Annotated in this window: 19 protein-coding genes; 10 read left to right on the forward strand and 9 right to left on the reverse strand. The window is 41.6% G+C overall.

Annotated features, from left to right (window positions below):
• Positions 1-18 precede the first annotated feature (18 nt).
• Genes DQW11_RS04355 through DQW11_RS04365 form a run of 3 tightly spaced genes read left to right on the forward strand, consistent with a single transcriptional unit; the run spans position 19 to position 1918 of the window.
• Positions 19-558: a hypothetical protein gene (locus tag DQW11_RS04355; protein ID WP_113922755.1), complete on the forward strand. Its 540-nt coding sequence runs from the start codon at positions 19-21 to the stop codon at positions 556-558.
• Positions 559-560: 2 nt separating this feature from the next.
• Positions 561-884: a DUF3817 domain-containing protein gene (locus DQW11_RS04360; protein WP_113922756.1), complete on the forward strand. Its 324-nt coding sequence runs from the start codon at positions 561-563 to the stop codon at positions 882-884.
• Between the two features lie 11 nt (positions 885-895).
• A complete protein-coding gene (locus DQW11_RS04365) occupies positions 896-1918 on the forward strand; it encodes a hypothetical protein (RefSeq protein WP_113922757.1) in 1023 nt (340 codons plus the stop codon).
• A gap of 111 nt (positions 1919-2029) precedes the next feature.
• On the opposite strand, the gene DQW11_RS04370 is transcribed toward DQW11_RS04365, so the two are convergent.
• The 7 genes from DQW11_RS04370 to alaS form a co-directional block, all read right to left on the reverse strand.
• Positions 2030-4483: a leucine-rich repeat domain-containing protein gene (locus DQW11_RS04370; RefSeq protein ID WP_113922758.1), complete on the reverse strand. Its 2454-nt coding sequence runs from the start codon at positions 4481-4483 to the stop codon at positions 2030-2032.
• Positions 4470-5309: a hypothetical protein gene (locus tag DQW11_RS04375; RefSeq protein ID WP_113922759.1), complete on the reverse strand. Its 840-nt coding sequence runs from the start codon at positions 5307-5309 to the stop codon at positions 4470-4472. The genes DQW11_RS04370 and DQW11_RS04375 overlap by 14 nt, the downstream gene beginning before the upstream one ends.
• The gene (locus tag DQW11_RS04380; protein ID WP_113922760.1) at positions 5306-5884 is read right to left on the reverse strand and encodes a hypothetical protein; all 579 of its coding nucleotides are present in this window, start codon (positions 5882-5884) and stop codon (positions 5306-5308) included. The genes DQW11_RS04375 and DQW11_RS04380 overlap by 4 nt, the downstream gene beginning before the upstream one ends.
• A 24-nt stretch (positions 5885-5908) precedes the next feature.
• Positions 5909-6382: a nucleoid-structuring protein H-NS gene (locus DQW11_RS04385; protein ID WP_113922761.1), complete on the reverse strand. Its 474-nt coding sequence runs from the start codon at positions 6380-6382 to the stop codon at positions 5909-5911.
• 262 nt (positions 6383-6644) lie between these two features.
• Positions 6645-7763, reverse strand: a complete 1119-nt coding sequence (locus DQW11_RS04390; protein WP_113922762.1) for a peroxiredoxin family protein — start codon at positions 7761-7763, stop codon at positions 6645-6647.
• 1 nt (position 7764) lies between these two features.
• The gene (gene gatB / locus DQW11_RS04395) at positions 7765-9225 is read right to left on the reverse strand and encodes an Asp-tRNA(Asn)/Glu-tRNA(Gln) amidotransferase subunit GatB (protein ID WP_113922763.1); all 1461 of its coding nucleotides are present in this window, start codon (positions 9223-9225) and stop codon (positions 7765-7767) included.
• Positions 9226-9308: 83 nt separating this feature from the next.
• The gene (alaS, locus tag DQW11_RS04400; protein WP_113922764.1) at positions 9309-11939 is read right to left on the reverse strand and encodes an alanine--tRNA ligase; all 2631 of its coding nucleotides are present in this window, start codon (positions 11937-11939) and stop codon (positions 9309-9311) included.
• 118 nt (positions 11940-12057) lie between these two features.
• On the opposite strand from alaS, the gene DQW11_RS04405 reads away from it, so the two are divergent.
• On the forward strand, positions 12058-13035 hold the full coding sequence (locus tag DQW11_RS04405) for a M23 family metallopeptidase (protein WP_113922765.1): 978 nt from the start codon (positions 12058-12060) through the stop codon (positions 13033-13035).
• 397 nt (positions 13036-13432) lie between these two features.
• Here the strand turns inward: DQW11_RS04405 and DQW11_RS04410 are convergent, their stop codons facing one another.
• On the reverse strand, positions 13433-14410 hold the full coding sequence (locus DQW11_RS04410; RefSeq protein WP_113922766.1) for a GlxA family transcriptional regulator: 978 nt from the start codon (positions 14408-14410) through the stop codon (positions 13433-13435).
• Positions 14411-14530: 120 nt separating this feature from the next.
• Here DQW11_RS04410 and DQW11_RS04415 point away from each other — a divergent pair, with 120 nt between their 5' ends.
• The 6 genes from DQW11_RS04415 to DQW11_RS04440 all read left to right on the forward strand — a co-directional run bounded on the left by DQW11_RS04415 (position 14531) and on the right by DQW11_RS04440 (position 17305).
• Positions 14531-15409: an SRPBCC domain-containing protein gene (locus DQW11_RS04415; RefSeq protein WP_113922767.1), complete on the forward strand. Its 879-nt coding sequence runs from the start codon at positions 14531-14533 to the stop codon at positions 15407-15409.
• Positions 15410-15437: 28 nt separating this feature from the next.
• A complete protein-coding gene (locus DQW11_RS04420) occupies positions 15438-15875 on the forward strand; it encodes a VOC family protein (protein WP_113922768.1) in 438 nt (145 codons plus the stop codon).
• Between the two features lie 21 nt (positions 15876-15896).
• Complete coding sequence (locus DQW11_RS04425) at positions 15897-16202, forward strand: helix-hairpin-helix domain-containing protein (protein ID WP_113922769.1); 306 nt, start codon at positions 15897-15899, stop codon at positions 16200-16202.
• Positions 16203-16305: 103 nt separating this feature from the next.
• Positions 16306-16524: a hypothetical protein gene (locus DQW11_RS04430; RefSeq protein WP_113922770.1), complete on the forward strand. Its 219-nt coding sequence runs from the start codon at positions 16306-16308 to the stop codon at positions 16522-16524.
• Between the two features lie 23 nt (positions 16525-16547).
• Positions 16548-16916 carry a nuclear transport factor 2 family protein gene (locus tag DQW11_RS04435; RefSeq protein ID WP_157966030.1) on the forward strand — a complete coding sequence of 123 codons (369 nt, stop codon included), beginning with the start codon at positions 16548-16550 and terminating at the stop codon, positions 16914-16916.
• On the forward strand, positions 16913-17305 hold the full coding sequence (locus DQW11_RS04440; protein WP_113922772.1) for a DUF1801 domain-containing protein: 393 nt from the start codon (positions 16913-16915) through the stop codon (positions 17303-17305). The genes DQW11_RS04435 and DQW11_RS04440 overlap by 4 nt, the downstream gene beginning before the upstream one ends.
• Positions 17306-17830: 525 nt before the next feature.
• On the opposite strand, the gene DQW11_RS04445 is transcribed toward DQW11_RS04440, so the two are convergent.
• Positions 17831-19027: an esterase gene (locus DQW11_RS04445; protein ID WP_113922773.1), complete on the reverse strand. Its 1197-nt coding sequence runs from the start codon at positions 19025-19027 to the stop codon at positions 17831-17833.
• Positions 19028-19067 lie beyond the last annotated feature (40 nt).

Raw genomic sequence — 19067 nt, forward strand, 5'->3', positions numbered from 1 at the left:
TTTAATCAATTTAGGCACATGGAAAATATGACTATCCACGAATTGGGAATGATTTTGGATAATGAAATTTATGTCCTTCCGGAAGAAAAAAACCAACTCCTTACTTTTGTGACACCTCCAAAATTGGAAGAAAACTCCTTGTATCAAGAAGAGGAATTTGGGGAGGAACCTGTGCATTTGGAATATGAAGGAGGCTTCGAAAAAGGGATTTTAGTGATCTATGAAGGCAAATCCCTGGAAAGCAGCCTTTCTGATTATTTGTTCAAGATTTTGGGAGCTGTATCTTGTTCCCTGAAAGACATTGCTTTGGCGAATTCTGAAGATACCGAATTGACCACCATGTCCTCCATCACTGCCCTGAATCCCAATAAGATCATCGTATTTGGAAAAGTCAGACATGAAATCATGATGTCCGTCAAAAAAACGTATGAAGTACACCAAGAGGATGAAATCGAATACCTCTTTGCAGATGATTTAAAGCAGATCTCTGAAAGCCTCGACCTCCGCAAAGCCCTTTGGAAAGAGCTGCAGGTCTTGTTCAACATCACAAAAAAATAGAAATGAAAACGATAGAAGAAAAAGCCAAATGGCTGAAGCGGTTTAGGTTGATCAGTATCCTCGAAGGCTTGTCTTTTCTGATTTTGCTGTTTATTGCCATGCCATTAAAGTATATGATGGACATTCCTTTGGCAGTGACTTATGTCGGTTGGGTGCATGGGTTGCTATTTGTCGTATATATCTATGTTGTATTTCCGACTGCACACAAACTGGAATGGAATTTTGGTAAAACATTTTTCGCACTGGTTGTTTCTATTCTCCCTTTTGGACCCTTCATTTTTGACAAAAACCTAACCAAGGAAGAAAAAGAAATGGTCCAATCTTGACATCCCGCCTTATGGCCCTGATCAGCAAAAAGAAAATCATCTATCCCATTTCTGCCAAATTGAGGGTTTTCCTCCAAACCTACGGGCGGGAGGTGGATTTCCCGATCCAGTACAATGACCTTTTGAGGTATAGCACTTCCATAGCGCTTTATGATTCCAAGGGAAAAGACACCTTGTGGGAAACGGTTTTTTTTGCCGAATCTGACAGGGCAGAAATCCATTACAATGTCAAAAAAATATATTCCATTCTCAAGGCTCAAGGTGACATGTCTGTCATGGAGCACTTGTATGTGGACAGGGTAGACCTTTGCGTTTATGGCAATACCAAGCCTTTTAGGGTTCGGATCGTCAACAGGATCAATGATAACTTCGATTACTTTTATGTAAAAAATGCGGACGCTTCAAGGATTTATGGATTGGAGCTGGAACACCTCCTCTCCCCTAACCGCATCAATTATCTGGTACATCAGAACACCCTGATAGAAGAACATATTGCCGGAATTCCCGGGGAGCAGTTTATGAAACAGTATATCAATGAAAGTATTCAGAATCCAATCCGGTTGGCAAAGGAATTTGTGAAATTCAATGAAAGGTGTTTTGTAAGGCTTCTTGGAGACATGCATTCCTCAAATTTTGTGGTAGATATCACCCCTGATTTTGAGGAAACACATTATAGGATCCGCGCAATTGACTTTGACCAACAATCCTATGAAGGCAAAAAATCAATCTATTTGCCTCAATATTTCAAACAAAACAATAGCCTGATCCAGATGGGAATCAAGCACATCACTCCTGAATCAATGGCGCAATACCAAAGAGAGGAGCGTGCCCTTATTGCAAACAGGCTGAAAAGCTCCCAAAAAGAAATGGAGGATTTGTTGGACACTATGGAGTCAGACACCATTTCGACTCCTGAAAATACCGAGTCACTGAAACAGGAACTGGCAAAACACTATAAAAATCCAAGATTTTTGGAATGTAAAAACATGGGAAACATCCTCCGACTTAGCCTGGATCAGGTAGTGAAAAAATGATTTGAGCGCCTTATCATAATACTTAGTACTTGATACTTTTCACCTCTTACCTCTCACTTCTTACCTTTTTCACTTGATACTTGATACTTTTCACCTCTCACTAATCTCCTCTCAATAGAACTTAACCGCACATTCCGGGTTCAGTTTTTTGAAGGCATCAACTGCCCTTTGGTTGAGACGGGTATTGAAACAGTTCAATTCTTTAAGATTAATCCCTTGTACAGGCTTTAAGGATTTTACATTGGTACCACCGATATCCAATTTTTCCAGATTGGAAAGTGTCTCCAAGCCCCTCAAAACAGTGATATTGGTTCCTGTAAGCACCAGGGTTTTAAGCCCGGTCAGCTGACCCAATGGCCTCAGGTCCTCGATTGCGGTATAAGACAAATCAAGCGATGTGAGGTTTGTCAAAACAGGAAGAACCAATAAATCGGCAACGGGAGCATGAGAGATTTTCAATTCTTCCAATAATTTCAGTTCACTCAAACCTGAGATGTCCGTCATCGGAACATTTGAAATAGACAGTTTTCTTAAATTGACAAAAACGGAAAGTGCCTGCAAACTTGAGATTTGAAAGTTATCTACATTCAATTCGGGTTGTGCGGTCCAGCGATGCAAAGTTTCAGGGGCAGGATCTGAATTGTCTTTTCCATAAGCTTTTTTCAATGCTGACTTCCAGGCATCATCTATAGAATCCCACCATTGCTCAAGAAGGGCAGACCTATAGATAATATTGATTTTAGGATTGGTTGCTAGAAAATCAGGAATTTCGGCAGCGTCTATTTCTGAATTGTCAAGGTTCAGGTAGGTCAGTTTTGGGAGATTTTTCAACATCCCAAAACCCGTCACCGGGCTATCCCTGAGATCAATGCTTGTGAGATTGTCCAATCCGGTCAAAGGCTGAAGGTCTTTTACTTTTGTGTTTTTACCCGAAATGATTTCTAGGGTTTTCACTTCTGCCAAAGGAAGCAAGTCAGTAACCTCATTGTCATCAAAAGCCAAATAATTGATATTCTTAAATTTCAAAACAGGATTCAGCGTGGTGATGCCGGTACCGGACACATTCAAAGAATCATTTCCCAAAGTACTTATAAGGTCTTCTATCGTAGGTGAAGGAATGCCAAGACTAGGGTTTACAGCTATCAAAGCCTCTTTCCATTCCTGCGACAACCCGGACCACCACGACTGCAAGGTTTCGACATGGTGTATCAGCAATACATTCCTGTTGTTTCTGGCAAACTCTTCTGCACTTTCTACCGAGATTTCAGTAAGGTCAGCATAAAGCAATTTCAGGTTGGGCCTATTATCCAAAGGAGCAATGTTCGAAACGGCCGTGCTGTTGATATTGACCATCCTGAGGGAAGGAATACCGGCCAAAGGAGTCAAATCTACAATGTTGGTTTGACTTAAATTGACCACCTCCAAGCCTGAAAGCCCTGCCATCAGGTCAAGATTAGAAAGATTGTTCCCACTCACATTGAGGTATTTCAGGCTTTTAAGTTCCTGAATATCCTCCATACTTGAGAAACTGCTGTTGTTCAGTTCAAGTCTGGTAAGAGCCTGCATCGAATTCAAAACGCTGTAGGAAATAACCGGCGTATTGACAGCCTTCAGGGTATGAAGGTTCTTCAGGTTACCGAGTTCACTGATATCTTCGATAAGCGTATTGGAAATGTCAAGAAATTCCAGTTTGTCAGAGTATTTGATAAACTGGATGTCCTTTGTAGGTGTATTTGAAATATTAAGGTGACTCAGGAAAGTGACATTGCTGATCGGATTCAGCACTTCTACCTTTGTATTGCTGATGTCTATATACTTCAGGTCTCTGAGCGCCTCGATCGGTGAAAGCTCTGTGAGGTATTCATTGCCTGAAAAATCAATGGAGTCAATCGCACTGATTTTGTAAAGTTGGTCAACTGTGATTGAATCCTCATCCGCTATGCCGATTTTACTTCTGAAATAGGATTCCCAAGTGTAGGATAATGTAGCCCACCATTCTTTCAGTTCCTCATCCCGGCTTAATTTGGTGGTGTAGACGCTCGCAATCTTCAATTCATTAGACTTTTTGTCTACATTGACTTCTATAAACCTGGGTTTGGTATTGGTGATTTTTTCTTTGTTGAGGCCTGTTGCAGTCAAGGTTCTGTCCATGGAAACTAAAAATGACAACTCGCCATTTTCTCTCAAAAACGGTTTGGTCTCACGGATCTTAAATTTAAAACTCGCTTCATTGAAAAAAAACTCAATGTCTTTGAGGTAGGCGGTAACATCTTTGTTGGTAATTACTTTCCTGTCAAGCAGTAGGTCATCCTCTACCTGGACTTTGCCGTCCCTGAATATCTTTTTATAACTCTCCCTGATGATTACATCCTTATCACGGGCAGGAGTATCCTTGCTTCCAAGTGTATTCAAAAAAAACTCCAAAAACTGTACCTGATCCTCCACTTTTTGGGTAAGATCTTTTAAATCTGCTTTAGAATAACCTCCCAAATCTTGTGAAAACCCTGAAAGGGAATTTCCCAAAAAAAGCAGAATAAAAAGAATAAGTTGTCTATTTCTGGTCATAAATAAAGTCTAATATAGTCTCTTTGTCGCCGGGTTTCAATTTTACCAAATCTCCTATCAGCCATCCTGTATTGAATCCGGGCCTGTTGAACTGGTCCAATTCAAAATACCAATTGTCAATCTGGAAGAAATGAAACTTTACATCAGAGATGGTTTCAAATTTGATGCTACCTTTTTTTAGTTCATATAAAAACAAGGTAAGGTAATCAGGAACATACTCCTTGGGGGTATATGATTCCGGTGTGTCAGAGTTTTCAAATGCTTTGCGAAGGTTCATAAAACCAAGCTCATGGCTCAAAGGGTGGATAAAACTTTTGTCCGTCCCGCTTGGCTTATTGAAAATATCTTTGAAAGGCTGGAAGGTTACTTTATCTATAACCCATTCATATCCCAATCCTTCAGGCTGGATCTTTAGAAACAGGGTCACATTTTCACTTCTGCCCTTGTATTGGAAAACTGCCAATACTTCCGCAAACCACTCGCCTTCATGAAAACTCAAAAATTGGGGCTGTGATTCTGAAAGTACATCTTTCATAAACTCGGTTTTCATCTGGCCTGAAATCCCCGAGGTTTCATTGTCAAAAAGAATACTGATAAATTTTCCTCTTAATTCCCTGTCTCTGAACAAGGCATCGCCCGAATAATATCTTTTGCTGCCATCTTGGCTTTCTTCGGCGTTGAATCTTCTTAAAAATTGATTGACCTGCTTGGTCGAAGCGGCAAATCTGCCATCATCCTTGGGGGAACCGGGGCTGAACAAGCCCTGCCCCGGTGCCATTCCAAAGGAAGTAATCAATAATGTTATTACAATAATTATTTTTCTCATGCAGCGGTTTCAGTCACGCGGATATCTCCAAGCATCACATCCCAAAACTCGATTGTCCTACCTGCGATCTGTGTTTGCTTTTTCTCAACATAGATCGTGATATCTTTTTTGGTCGTGTCTCTGTAGTTCAGGCCTGTTTCGATAGAAGTACCTTCAAATCTTTGGTAAACAGTGATAACACCTACATAACGTCCATCAGGCTGTCTTTCAAGATCACTGATATAGTGAATATCATACCAGGTGATATTGACACGGTCGTAATTCAAAGCCATCAATCTTTCGAAATAGTTTCTGACTTTGTAGTAGGCGATCTCTTTGCGGTTCAATGAGGATACGCCCATCTCAGCTTCAGGAGCAAATAGCTCTTCAGCCCTGTCCATAACGCGGTTGGCCTCTGAGAATTGTGTTTCCTTGCTGCCAATGATGCTGATATATTTACTAAGATCCTTCACTTTTTCCAAAGCCAGGGAATCTATTGCCTGCTTTCTTGCAGGGCTGATGTTGTCAGTTTGAGCCAACGTAACGGTCGCTGAAGCAAAAAAGAGCATCAGGAAAAGAGGGATATATTTTTTCATTATTGAATGATTTTTCGGTGAATATTATTTTTTACGACGCAATTCCAATTCAGAAACTTTTCCGTTACCATCAAGTCTGATATCAGAAATGAAGTTCAGGTTTTTCTTGGTGTCCTTCAGATAGTTAAGGTATTTTTCTATCGTGGTTGGCTCATCGTAATCTTTGATACCGTTTGCCTCATGGATTACAATCAATACCGGAGTGGAAGGATTGGAAAACATTCCTTTTGCATCTTGGATAGAACTGTTAGCAGCGTCTAGGTTGGAAGAACCTGCAATGCTATTGAAATAATTTTCAAGTTTGCTGACCGCAACTTCTTCTGCTGAAGGACCTGCGGGTGGCGGTGGTGGAGGTGTTGGCTTCACTTCCTCAACCGGAGCCGGTTCAGGCGCAGCGACTACTTTCTTTTTTCCTTTGCAAGCTCCAAGGGCAAGCAAACCAAACAAGGCAATGGTAAGTACCCTGCTTAGCGTTGATTTGGCGGTTCTTTTTTTCATGTTTAGTTAATTGATTAGTTTAATAAATTTAAATGATTTGGGAAATTAGCTTTGCTTTTTCAAACAATCTTGAAAGCAGATTTTTTGATTTTACACGATAAATTTTGTAGTCTTCTTGCAAAAAACGACATTTTTTAACCGCGTACAAATCTAATTGAAAATTCCTTTTTTTATCAAGATAGATAGTATAGTCGGTAAAAAATCTTAAATAAGCCGACTGACCCTCATGTACAATAACTATCCTGCGGAAAAATTACCTGTTTTACTCAAATATTTCTTTCAGTTTGTTTTCCAGACTAGCCCCACGAAGGTCTTTTCCGACAATCTTGCCTTCAGGATCGAGAAGGTATGTTGCGGGGATGGCATTGATCTGATATGTTGCAGCTGCTTCTGAATTGAAATATTTCAAATCTGAGACATGTGTCCACGTCAAATTATCATCTGCAATTGCTTTGACCCAAGCTTCTTTGGTCCTGTCCAAAGACACGCCGAAAACTTCAAATCCCTGTTCTTTGTATTGGTTGTAAAGGCGGACCACATTTGGGTTTTCCTCCCTGCAGGGCCTGCACCAAGCTGCCCAAAAATCTATCAGGACATACTTTCCTTTCAGATCTGAAAGTTTGATCAGCTCTCCATTGGGATTGGGAAGTGAGATCTCGGGAGCAACTTGTCCTATAGACAGCGCCCGCATATCATCAAGCTGATTCAAAAGAGAGGTAATCATCTTGGTGTTGGGGTATTTTTCATCCAAACCTTTCACCAATTCATCAATAAACTGGAAATCATTTTTGATGTTCAGCATGGCTATTCCGGCCATGGAAGCAAAACTATCCTTCATACCCTCTATGACAACTTTCACTTTTTGGCTTTGGGTATCTTCGAGATTCATGGCTGTGGTCTGAATAGACTTGATAGCCTCCTGATCTCTTTTGCTCATGGCTTCAAAGTAAGCTGTATTCAGATCATTGACGGTTTTTTGATAATCAGTGAGTAGCGCTTCTATTTTTTGGAGGTTTTGAGAATCTTCCGACCCTTCTACCTTGAGGCTTGCTTCATCATTGAAATCATAGGATACCTGCACATCCTCAGCGTAAAGCGCGAGCTTGACAATTTTTTGATTCATAAAATGTAATTCAAAAAATCCCGGACCTTCAAGACTGAGGTCATACTCAAAATCGCCCCCCGAACCCATTGGAATTTCGCTAATGATCTCGGTGCTTTGGTCTACAAATTTATATATCTCTATTTTTCCTTCAGGAGCGTTTTTAACTTCTCCTGACACTTTCACGGTACCGTCAAATTCCTGCTTCCCAATTTTGCTGCAGGATACGACTACAAGAACCGTCAACAGGGCAAAGAAATTTATGAATAGCTTCTTCATATTAATTTTCAAGTATTTCAGTCAATAATTTTGTGGCAACTTTTGGATCCGCTTTGCCTTGGGATTTTTTCATCACCTGACCCATAAACATGGCCATCAAGCCTTTTTTCCCGGAACGGTATTCAACTACCTTGGCTGCATTTTCTGACAAAACTGTCTCTATGATCGGCATCAAGGAGCCTTCATCACTTTCTTGGATGAGATTTAGATCCTGCGCGATTTCAATAGGACGTTTGGTTTTGCTAAGCAACATTTCAGGATATACTTTCTGTGAGGCGACTGAAAAACTAATCTTTCCTTCGTCAATGATACCGATGAGTTCAGCAAGACTTTTGGCTGAAATGGGGAAATCAGAAATATGAAGGGTAAGCTCATTCAGGTAGGATTTCACAGGTCCCATTACCCAATTGGCGGCACCTTTATAATTTTTGGTAAATAGGCAAACCTCCTCGTAATAGAGTGCTATTTCTTTGCTGTCAGTCAACACTCCGGCATCATATTCCGAAAGACCGTATTGGTTGATAAACTTATGGTGCAATTCACGGGGGAGTGCCGGCATGGAAGCCTTGACACTTTCAAGCCATTCTTCTGATACGATAACAGGACTAAGGTCAGGCTCAGGAAAATACCGGTAATCATTAAGGTCTTCCTTGGTCCGCATACTGGCAGTCAGGCCTGTCGCCGCATCGAAAGTCCTTGTCTCTGAAATGATTTCAATATTGGCCTCTGCCATTTCCACCTGACGCTCAAACTCGTGCTCAATCGCCCGAACGACATTTCTGAAGGAATTCATGTTTTTGACCTCCACCTTTTTGCCATATTCAGTGGAGCCTTTTAGCATTACAGATACGTTGGCATCGCAGCGCAAAGAACCTTCTTCCATATTCCCATCGCATATATCAAGGTACCTGACGAGCTTTTTGATCTCTACCAGATAGGCATAAGCCTCATCCGAGGAGCGCATATCCGGCTCTGATACGATTTCAATCAACGGAACTCCGGCTCTGTTGAAATCCACCAATGTATCCACTTCACCTGCAAGGTGCATGGACTTTCCGGCATCTTCCTCCATGTGGATTCTGGTAAGAGCAACTGTTTTTTTGCTGCCATCAGGCATAGTGATGGGAACAATTCCTCCAACACAGATGGGGTTTTTATCCTGAGTGATCTGATATCCTTTTGGTAGGTCAGGATAGAAATAATTTTTCCTTGCAAAAATATTATGCCTCGTGATTTCGCAATCACAGGCCAAACCCATCTTGATGGCAAATTCCACAGCCTTTCTGTTCACCTTGGGAAGGGTTCCCGGATGACCAAGGGTAATGACTGAAATATGTGTATTGGGTAGATTTCCATATTCTGTGGAATCAGAAGTGTACATCTTACTCTGTGTCAGCAACTGGGCATGTACTTCCAGTCCAATGACCAATTCATATTTGTTTTTTACTTCTGCAGAAAGCATCTTTTCTTTTTTATTCTGTATTACAATCGCCCTAAAATTGGATTCAAAATAGCCTAAAACCAAATTTGGAGCCTCATATTCTATTATATCTTACCCAGAAGCAACTTGGCTTTGACCAAAACCGACGGCAATCCTGCAAGATTTTTACCACCCGCAGTAGCAAAGAAAAGTTGTCCCCCTCCTCCTCCATCGATTTCTTTTGCCAGTTCCCTCACCAATAATCCTGCATTCAGTGACTTTTCAGTGATGAGATTGTCAGAGATCAAAACAGCTACTTGAGGTTTACCGTCGATTTCAGCCGCCAAAATTGCGATGACATTGTCAACCTCATTTTTAAGCTCAAAAGCCAGTTTCTTCAAAGCATCTGCCGAAGGCATGGATATCTGTGCAATGATCTGATTCGTTCCTCCTACCTGCTCAATTGCTCTGATCAAATCTCCCTTTAGTGCTCCCGCCTGTTGGGTATGAAGTGCTTCCAGTTCTTTTCTCAAGTCATTGCGTTCCTGAATAAGTGCCTCAATGGACTTTTTGACATCCCGGGGATTCTTCAGCAATTCCTGAATTTCCTTTACCAATTGGAACTGATCGTTGACATAAGCCTCCGCAGCTTCAGCAGTAATCGCTTCTATCCTTCTCACACCGGCCGAAATGGACCCTTCTGAAATGATTTTGAACAAACCGATCACACCTGTGGATGATACGTGTGTACCGCCGCAGAGTTCCACAGAAAAATTCCTGTCAAAAGTAATTACCCTTACAAATTCTCCATATTTCTCTCCAAATAAGGCTGTTGCCCCTTGGTTTTTTGCCTCTGCAATAGGCACATTTCTCTGCTCGTTGAGCGCAATATTTTCCCTGATTTTTGTATTCACAATGCTTTCCACTTGGGATATTTCTTCCTCTGTGAGCTTCGCAAAATGGGAAAAGTCGAAACGGAGGATTTCCTCATTGACCAATGATCCTTTTTGCTGCACATGGTCTCCCAAGACTTGCTTGAGGGCTGCATGCAACAAATGGGTGGCAGTGTGGTTGTTCATACTCAATTTCCGCTTTTCTCCATTGACTCTAGAAGAGAAAACCGCCTCAGGTTTGGCAGGAAGCCTGTCCACAAAATGGACGATCAGGTCATTTTCTTTTTTAGTATCAAGGACTTGGATGCTTTCGATGTCAGATTGCAAGAAACCCTGATCTCCTACCTGTCCACCGCTTTCGGCATAGAATGGCGTCCTGTCCAAGACCAGTTGGAACCTGTCTCCTTTTTTATCCTTGATCTGCCTGTATTTGACAATCCTGCTTTGGGATTCCAGATAATCATAACCTATAAATTCCACACCCTCATCTTCTCCAACCATAACCCAATCGCCGGTTTCCTGCTCTGCAGCAGCCCTTGACCTGGTTTTTTGCTTTTCCATCTCGACCGCAAAACCTTTCTCATCTACCGAGAGGCCATTTTCCCGCGCAATCAAAGAAGTTAGGTCAAGCGGAAATCCAAAAGTATCATACAATTCAAAAGCGACTTTTCCGTCAATGGTTTTTTGACCTGAGGCCGCCATTTCTTCTTTGATCTGATCCAGTTTCTTCAATCCATTGTCCAAAGTCCTGAGGAAAGAGTTTTCCTCTTCCATGATGACCTTGGCTATAAAATCCTGCTGTGCGGCTACTTCAGGGAAAATATCCCCAAAAGTCTCTGCTAGCAAAGGAAGTAATTCATATAAAAACGGTTTCTGGAAGCCAAGGAAAGTATACCCATACCTTACTGCCCTTCTCAAAATCCTCCGGATGACATATCCTGCCTTGTTATTCGATGGCAACTGACCATCTGCAATGGTAAACGATATGGCCCGGATATGGTCCACAATCACCCGCATGGCAATGTCGATCTTTTCATCCTTCCCATATTCCTTTCCGGATTTGGTAGCTACCGCCTGAATAAATGGCGTAAAGACGTCCGTATCGTAATTGGAAGATTTATTTTGAATGGCTCTCACAAGTCTTTCAAAACCCATTCCCGTGTCCACATGCTTGGCAGGGAGTTCTTTCAGACTTCCGTCCGAAACCCTGTTGAACTGCATGAAAACCAAGTTCCAGATTTCAATGACCTGAGGATGGTCATTGTTGACAAGTTCGTAACCGTTTACTTTTTGTCTTTCTTCCTCTGACCTGAGGTCAACATGGATTTCAGAACATGGACCACAGGGACCTGTATCCCCCATTTCCCAAAAATTATCTTTCTTGCTGCCAAAAATAATCCTGCTCTCAGGAAGGATTCCACTCCAGATTTGGAAAGCCTCCATGTCTTTTTCGAGTTTGTCTCCGGCATCACCTCCAAAAACCGAAACATAGAGCCTGTCTTTTGGCAATTGATACACTACAGTCAACAATTCCCAGGCCCATTCGATCGCTTCTTTTTTGAAATAGTCACCAAATGACCAGTTGCCCAACATCTCAAACATGGTATGGTGGTAGGTATCCACTCCCACTTCTTCGAGGTCATTGTGCTTACCCGAAACCCGCAGACATTTTTGGCTGTTGGCCACCCTCAAGAATTTGGGATCTTCATTTCCCAAAAAATAATCCTTGAACTGATTCATACCGGCATTGGTAAACATCAGGGTGGGATCGTTTTTGACCACTATCGGCGAGGAAGGGACATACTGGTGTTTTTTGGACTCAAAAAATTCAATAAATAAATTTCTGATTTCTTTGGCTTTCATCTAACCTATTGACTATTTTCGGATTATCTATTTTATTTCATACATTTGTGGTCCCCCTTCCGCAATCACCCATCATCCACAGGGGCACAAAATTAGAATATTTACCTCGCAATCCGTAATGAGTAGAATAAAATATTACTACGACCCTAAAACCTGCAAGTACGAGCGCTACAAGCGAAGCAATTGGGATTTTGCCCTCAATTCCCTGGGTTTCTTCTCCCTTGCCTCGGTTATTGCAGTCATCATGCTGCTTTCATTCAACTATTTTTTTGAAAGCCCAAAAGAGCTGATGCTTAAAAAAGAGAACAAAGAACTCACCCTGTATTACCAACTCCTCGAAGAGGAAGTCACCAAGCTCAACCACATGATGGGAGACCTGCAGCAGCGGGATGACAACCTTTACCGGATCATCTTTGAAACCGAACCTATCCCGGGGGAAATGCGGAATGCCGGGGTCGGAGGCTCTGACAGGTACAAAGAAATCAAAGAAAAAGGCCTGAAACAGGAAGATCTCGTCGTCTCACTTTCCCAAAAAGTGGATGCCCTAAAACGTCAAATGTACGTGCAATCTGTCAGTTACGACGAAGTGACTGACATGGCACAAAAAAAAGAAGAATATTGGGCCTCTGTCCCTGCCATCCAACCTATCCTGAATGAGAGCCTGAATATGCTCGCCTCAGGGTATGGCATGCGGATCCATCCTATCCTGAAAGTGCGGAAAATGCACAAAGGCGTGGATTTTGCCGCACCAAAAGGAACGCCAATTTATGCCACAGGTGATGGTGTAGTGTTATCTGTCAAAACTGTTTTTGGGGGATATGGAAAACATATTGAAATAGATCATGGGTTCGGCTTTGTCACACGATATGCCCACATGAATGAATTCAAAGTCAGAAGAGGTCAGAAAATCAAAAGAGGTGACCTGATCGGGACAGTCGGCAACACAGGTTCCTCCACCGCTCCACATGTTCATTATGAAATATTGAAAGACGGGAAGTTTGTCAATCCTGTGAACTATTTCTTCAAAGACCTTACTCCGGAAGAATTTGATAAAATACTGGAATTGTCAGGTAGAGAAAACCAATCCTTGAGTTAAGCCTAGGTGGTTATCAGATTCTTTGCAAGTAGACCAATATTCTAATTCAGTCGAGACGCCTGCCTGCCGGTAGGCAGGGAAGTCCGAAGACGGATGTGAAAGAAAATTCAACATGCCGATAAGAATTTTATAGAACAACTATTTTGTTGGAATAGCAGCGTAGGTATATGCTTTGGAAAATGGATCCCGGTCAACGTATTTGATCGGGATTTTTTCTTTTATCAAATCAAAAAAAACTCCATGCATTTAGGCAATGATCCAGTAGATTGGATATCTATTTAAAATCCTGTCTCCAAACTGAAATGCCCGTTACTTCGGTCTTCCGACTTCGGTCTTCTGTCACGCTTGAAAAAAAACTGGGTTACTGGCAAGGAAGCTTATATCCATGAAATTCAAATTAAGCCAAAGAAAGCTTGTTGTATTTATTCCTGTATTCCAAAGGAGTAAGTCCGGTGATTTTTTTAAATGTTGACCGGAAAGCCTTGGTATCGGTATATCCTACATCAAACATGACTTCGGTGATATTTTTCCTGCTTCCTTCAAAACTGCGTTTTGCAGCTTCGATCTTTACCCTTTGGATATATTCCAGCACGGAGTTCCGGGTCGCCTGCTTAAACCTCCGCTCAAAACTCCTTCTTCCCAAAGCCACTCTTGCGGCCAAATCATCCACGCTGATCCGTTCTTCGATAAGGGATTCGATATATTCCTGGGCTTTCATGATCAATTCATCCTTGTGTTCCTTTTGCCCTTTAAACATCGAAAATGCGGATTGATTGTCCCTGTCAATGTCAATGGCAAAGTACTTGGCAGCCATGATCGCCGTTTCACGGTTGGTATATTTTTCTACCAGATGCAACAGGAGGTTCCAATAGGAATTGGCACCGCCACTGGAGTAAATCCCACTTTCTTCACTGACAATGCTGCCATCCTGAATGGTTATTGAAGGAAACATTTCATGGAACTCATTGGTAAAACCCCAATGGGTGGAACATTTTTTACCATCCAACAATCCGGTGGATGCCAACAAAAATGCCCCCACACACAGCGATGCTACTTCAGCCCCATTTTTATATTGGGTCTTCACCCAAGGAATCAAAGAACGGTTAGCTTCAATGGCCGTTTTCATATCCCCAAACAACGCCGGAATAATGACCAGATCGGTGCTTTCAACTTCTTCGATCAGGAAGTCAGGATAGATGGCATATTGGCCTTTGTTGAGTTTTATTTCACTTTTTGCCCCAACCAGCCTGACATCAAACAAAGCTTCTTGTCCGGACATGGACAAAAACTGATTGACAGCATTGAAACAATACTGCGGGTCCGCTATGGCCTGCATGACAGAATTTTCGGGTACAAGAATTGAAACTTTGATCATAATATAAAATTATATAAAACCAGTCGCAAATCACCCCCTGATTGTCGTTTTTACACATCAGATTCTGTTTGAATTCCATATAACTTTAACCCAATACAAAAACACCATAAACCAGAAACTATGAATACAACACCAAAAACAGTTATTTCGATAGCCGCTCTTGTTAAAGCCCCAATTGAAAAAGTATGGAAATGCTGGACAGAACCTGATCATATTATCCACTGGAATTTTGCATCAGATGATTGGCAATGCCCGAGCGCCGAAAATGACCTTCGGGTAGGTGGTAAATTTTCTTCGCGTATGGAAGCCAAAGACGGCAGTTTCGGCTTTGACTTTTGGGGAATTCATACCCACCTTACAGAATTTTCAAAGATTTCTTCCGAATTTGGAGATGGGAGGAAAATGACCGTCACTTTCGAATCCACCGACGAGGGAACAATTGTCAAAGAAGACTTTGAAGCCGAAGAAACCAATCCAATAGAACTTCAAAAAGGAGGTTGGCAAGCCATCCTTGACAACTTCAAAAAACATGTGGAGTCTCTAACCCAACCCAATAAGCTTCATTTTCAAGTAGAGATTCATGCACCGGTTTCAAAAGTCTTTCAAACCATGCTTGAAAGCAAAACCTATTCTGAATGGACCTCGGTTTTTAACCCGACATCCCGATTCGTGGGTTCATGGGACAAAGGTTCAAAAATTTTGTTTATCGGAAGCGATCAGGATGGAAATGAAGGCGGCATGGTAAGCAGGATCAAAGAAAACATCCAAAACAAATTTGTCTCTATCGAACATCTCGGAGTCCTGAATAACGGAAAGGAAATCACTTCCGGACCTGAAGTTGAAATCTGGGCAGGAGCTTTGGAAAATTATTCTTATGAGGAAAAAAACGGAAATACATTGCTTTCTGTGGACTTGGATTCCAATGAGGAGTTCAAATCATATTTCGAAGAAACCTACCCGAAGGCTTTAGAAAAACTAAAATCAATCTGCGAATCATAAATCAAACATTCCCTAAACCACAAAAACTATGGCAAGCGTAGGCACTTATCTCAACTTTCCCGACAATACCGAGGAAGCATTCAATTTTTATCAATCCATTTTTGGAGGTGAATTTATAGGGGGAATCTCACGGTTTGGAGATATGCCGCCTATGGAAGGCATGCCTCCGTTACCTGAAGCAGACAAAAACCTGGTCATGCATGTTGCCTTAGAGATTACAGGAGGTCATCTGTTGATGGGAACAGACGCACCTGTCTCGATGGGTTTCAAAGTCAATATGGGCAACAATGTCCATATCAACCTACAACCAGACACAAGGTCAGAGACAGAGAGACTGTTTAAAGCACTTTCGGTAGGAGGTGTGGTCACGATGGAACTTCAAGATGCTTTTTGGGGAGATTATTTTGGCAGTTGCGTGGACAAATTTGGGGTGAATTGGATGTTTGCCTGCACTGAAAAACCATAAGTCATCGCATTAGACTCTCCCATGCTCAAAACCTGTCCAAAAGGCCACCAATTCAATAATACCGGTAATTGCCCCGTATGTCAGGAATGTGAAAACGAAAGGAAACCGCGGATTGGTTGGCAGTCAAGGTTAAGCGCACCTGCAAGAAGGGCTCTTGAAACTCATGGTATCACGGACCTGTCAATTTTAGCCCAATATTCAGAAAGGGATATTCTCAAACTCCATGGAATCGGGCCTACAGCAATTCCTGTTCTTAAGGAATCGCTTTTGGAAGAAGGCTTGAATTTCAGAACCTTAAACAACCAAAATTCAAAGCCTAAACCTTGATTTTCAAATTCTCTTTTTTAATCAAAAATCCGTTTTCCTAAACCAACCCTTTATTTAGCGGGGTTTGTAAAGGAAAAAGTACCTCTTTAAAATTTGATAAAAATTGAAAGAAATAGAAGTATTCAAAACCAACATTCAAACCGAAAAAGAGGCCGCTGATTTGATTGCTATGATCCACATCTCTTTCATGGAAGTGAAGGCAAATTTCGATTTGGATGATTGTGACAGGATCTTGAGAGTGGAAGCCTGTAAGGAAATAATCTTGCAGGTTCCAATTTTATTCATGAAAATGGGGTATCAATGTTCGCCGTTACCGGATTGAAAAACAAGAAAAATGTATCAACCATGAATTCTAACCAATTAACAATAGCTTCAAATTTTTCACTCGGAAAGTTTGCTGAAGTTTATGATGACATGGCAGACAACATCCGATGGGAGATTGTAGGCCAACAAACTCTCGAGGGAAAAGAAAATGTTAAGGCCCATTGCCAAAATATCGCAGCTTATTTCCGATCGGTGACTACGGATTTCAATATTCACCAAACTGTTCAGGCTGATGGGAAAGTGGCAATCATCGGTTTGGGAGAATTTACCCGAGAAGGAATTATAATCTCCAAAATCTCCGCCTGCGATGTCTATCAATTTGATTTCGAAAATAAAATCAGGTCCATTGCCTCTTATTGCATCGAAGTCTCCAAACCCAAAAATCCATGAAAGCTAACCCTGAGAATCTTGTCCGGATTTACTTAGAAAATTTAGATCACCAACTTAAATCTGAAATCCTTAAAATCAGGGATTTGATTTTTAAAACAAATCCAAATCTTACCGAACAGATCAAATGGAATGCGCCTAGTTTTTGTTTGAACGGAGAAGACAAAATCACCTTCAACCTTCCGCCAAAAAAAGACAGCATCCAATTGGTCTTTCACCGAGGAGTCAAGAAAAAAGAATTGCCAGAAGAAAAACTGATCAATGACGATTCCGGATTACTGAAATGGGCTACAAATGACCGTGCTGTGATCAGATTTACCTCCATGCAGGAAATCCTGGAAAACGAAACCAAATTGCGGGAAGTCATCCTAAAATGGTTGGAAGTTGCTTAAAGCGGTATTTTTTTGAAAGAGAATATTTCTTTCAATCATTCCATCCTCCTGTTTTCATTAAATTAATTCTTTTACCATTTCCCTCCTCAAAAGGCGAAATACCTCAGCAATGGATGAGGCCATTGATAAAAAACCAGAATTCTCATCGAAAGCCCTGAAAGGGCAAAATAGCTCAGCGATGGGTGCAGCCCATCCATAGAAAAAGGTGTTTTTGGGTAAGCCCTGAAGGGGCGTGATAATTCAGGGATGGGTTAAAGCCCATCCTATATAATTCAGGTTTTTCCTAAAACCATGAAAAATAAAAATATTTGTGATCATCATAATTTAGAATTAACAGCCCTGAAAGGGCTTGATAACTTAGGGATGGGTGAAGCCCATCCGTAGAAAAACGAACAATCCTGGGAAGCCCTGAAAGGGCGAAATCAAAAAAATTCAATTTCCTGAACTTGGATCGTTACCTTCAAACACAATAAAAAAACGCAGCCTTTCCAGACTGCGTTTTTTCAATCAAAAATCAACGATCATTCATTTAAACAGCAGCGGAGCAAATTGGGTCAGGTAAACCCTCCAGTTTCTCCAGGTATGTCCACCTTCGGATTCGACGTAATCATATTTCATGCCCATCTTATCCAATTTTTCACGGTATTCCACATTGGCTTTATAGAGAAAATCGGTTTTGCCAATGGCAATCCAATACAACTTATATCCGTTTTTCATTTGGGTTGTCAAGGTGTTGTCAAAATCACTATAGACTTTTCCGGTGGCATCTTCACGCGGCATAATGGCCGCAGAAAACAAACCCATGTAATCAAAAGTATTGGGGAAAAACCTCGAAATATGCAAGGTGTGGAATCCTCCCATGGACAAACCTGCAATCGCCCTATTGGATTTGTCAGCTTTGACCCTATAGCTGCTTTCAACAAATTTGATAATATCCATAAATGAACCTTCATAACTGCCGTCCATCGTTCTAGGCGCCATAAACTGAGGTTTATAAAAACCTGCACTTCCTTCACCGGGAGCAGCATCCTGAGACACATTGCCATTTGGCATCACCACAATCATCGGCTTGGCTTTGCCTTGGGCAATCAGATTGTCCAAAATCTGGGCTGTCCTTCCCAAAGCTATCCAGGCTTCCTCGTCTCCTCCGGCACCATGAAGCAGATAAAGAACAGGATACTTCTCAGACGATGTTTCATATCCCGGGGGAGTGTAAATCGTTAGCCTTCTATCCATACCAAGCCCCGGAGAATCGTACCATCTGCGGGCAACCGTACCGTGGGGAACATCCTTCACCCTGTAATAATCCGCCTGACCTGCTCCCACTATTAGGATATTGGTCACTGAAGCTACATCTCGGATTAAGAAAGGATTATTGGGATCGGTGGTAGTAAAGCCATCTATGATAAATGAATATCCGTACAATTCAGGATTAAGGGGAGAAGTTTTATACTCCCAAACCCCATTTTCAACTTTAATAAGGTCGGCTTTCCCCGGCCCGTCCATTTGTCCAAATTGGGTTTCCATTTTTACCGTTGGCAAAAAGTCCCCTGTGATCTGAACAGATTTTGCGTCCGGAGCAAAAAGCCTGAACGTGACGGATTGGTCCTCGTGGATTTCGGGAGAAACGATCTGTTGCGCACGAAAGAGTGCTTCCTGTGCCTGTACCGAAAATGCCAACAGGAACAGAAATAAGAGGTTAATCAGGTTGTGTTTTTTCATAGTTGTTTTTCTATTGTCTCAAAATGTGAAAATAGAAGAA

The organism is Cognataquiflexum aquatile (assembly GCF_003316845.1).
GTDB lineage: Bacteria > Bacteroidota > Bacteroidia > Cytophagales > Cyclobacteriaceae > Cognataquiflexum > Cognataquiflexum aquatile.

Bases quoted from the DNA above. Each gene is read 5' to 3' on its own strand.
- DQW11_RS04415 (WP_113922767.1), top strand. From the start codon at position 14,531: ATGAATACAACACCAAAAACAGTTATTTCGATAGCCGCTCTTGTTAAA.
- DQW11_RS04410 (WP_113922766.1), bottom strand. From the start codon at position 14,410: ATGATCAAAGTTTCAATTCTTGTACCCGAAAATTCTGTCATGCAGGCC.
- DQW11_RS04390 (WP_113922762.1), bottom strand. From the start codon at position 7,763: ATGAAGAAGCTATTCATAAATTTCTTTGCCCTGTTGACGGTTCTTGTA.
- DQW11_RS04380 (WP_113922760.1), bottom strand. From the start codon at position 5,884: ATGAAAAAATATATCCCTCTTTTCCTGATGCTCTTTTTTGCTTCAGCG.
- DQW11_RS04355 (WP_113922755.1), top strand. From the start codon at position 19: ATGGAAAATATGACTATCCACGAATTGGGAATGATTTTGGATAATGAA.
- alaS (WP_113922764.1), bottom strand. From the start codon at position 11,939: ATGAAAGCCAAAGAAATCAGAAATTTATTTATTGAATTTTTTGAGTCC.
- DQW11_RS04365 (WP_113922757.1), top strand. From the start codon at position 896: ATGGCCCTGATCAGCAAAAAGAAAATCATCTATCCCATTTCTGCCAAA.
- DQW11_RS04440 (WP_113922772.1), top strand. From the start codon at position 16,913: ATGAAAGCTAACCCTGAGAATCTTGTCCGGATTTACTTAGAAAATTTA.
- DQW11_RS04370 (WP_113922758.1), bottom strand. From the start codon at position 4,483: ATGACCAGAAATAGACAACTTATTCTTTTTATTCTGCTTTTTTTGGGA.
- DQW11_RS04385 (WP_113922761.1), bottom strand. From the start codon at position 6,382: ATGAAAAAAAGAACCGCCAAATCAACGCTAAGCAGGGTACTTACCATT.
- DQW11_RS04445 (WP_113922773.1), bottom strand. From the start codon at position 19,027: ATGAAAAAACACAACCTGATTAACCTCTTATTTCTGTTCCTGTTGGCA.
- DQW11_RS04420 (WP_113922768.1), top strand. From the start codon at position 15,438: ATGGCAAGCGTAGGCACTTATCTCAACTTTCCCGACAATACCGAGGAA.
- DQW11_RS04360 (WP_113922756.1), top strand. From the start codon at position 561: ATGAAAACGATAGAAGAAAAAGCCAAATGGCTGAAGCGGTTTAGGTTG.
- gatB (WP_113922763.1), bottom strand. From the start codon at position 9,225: ATGCTTTCTGCAGAAGTAAAAAACAAATATGAATTGGTCATTGGACTG.
- DQW11_RS04375 (WP_113922759.1), bottom strand. From the start codon at position 5,309: ATGAGAAAAATAATTATTGTAATAACATTATTGATTACTTCCTTTGGA.
- DQW11_RS04405 (WP_113922765.1), top strand. From the start codon at position 12,058: ATGAGTAGAATAAAATATTACTACGACCCTAAAACCTGCAAGTACGAG.
- DQW11_RS04435 (WP_157966030.1), top strand. From the start codon at position 16,548: ATGAATTCTAACCAATTAACAATAGCTTCAAATTTTTCACTCGGAAAG.
- DQW11_RS04425 (WP_113922769.1), top strand. From the start codon at position 15,897: ATGCTCAAAACCTGTCCAAAAGGCCACCAATTCAATAATACCGGTAAT.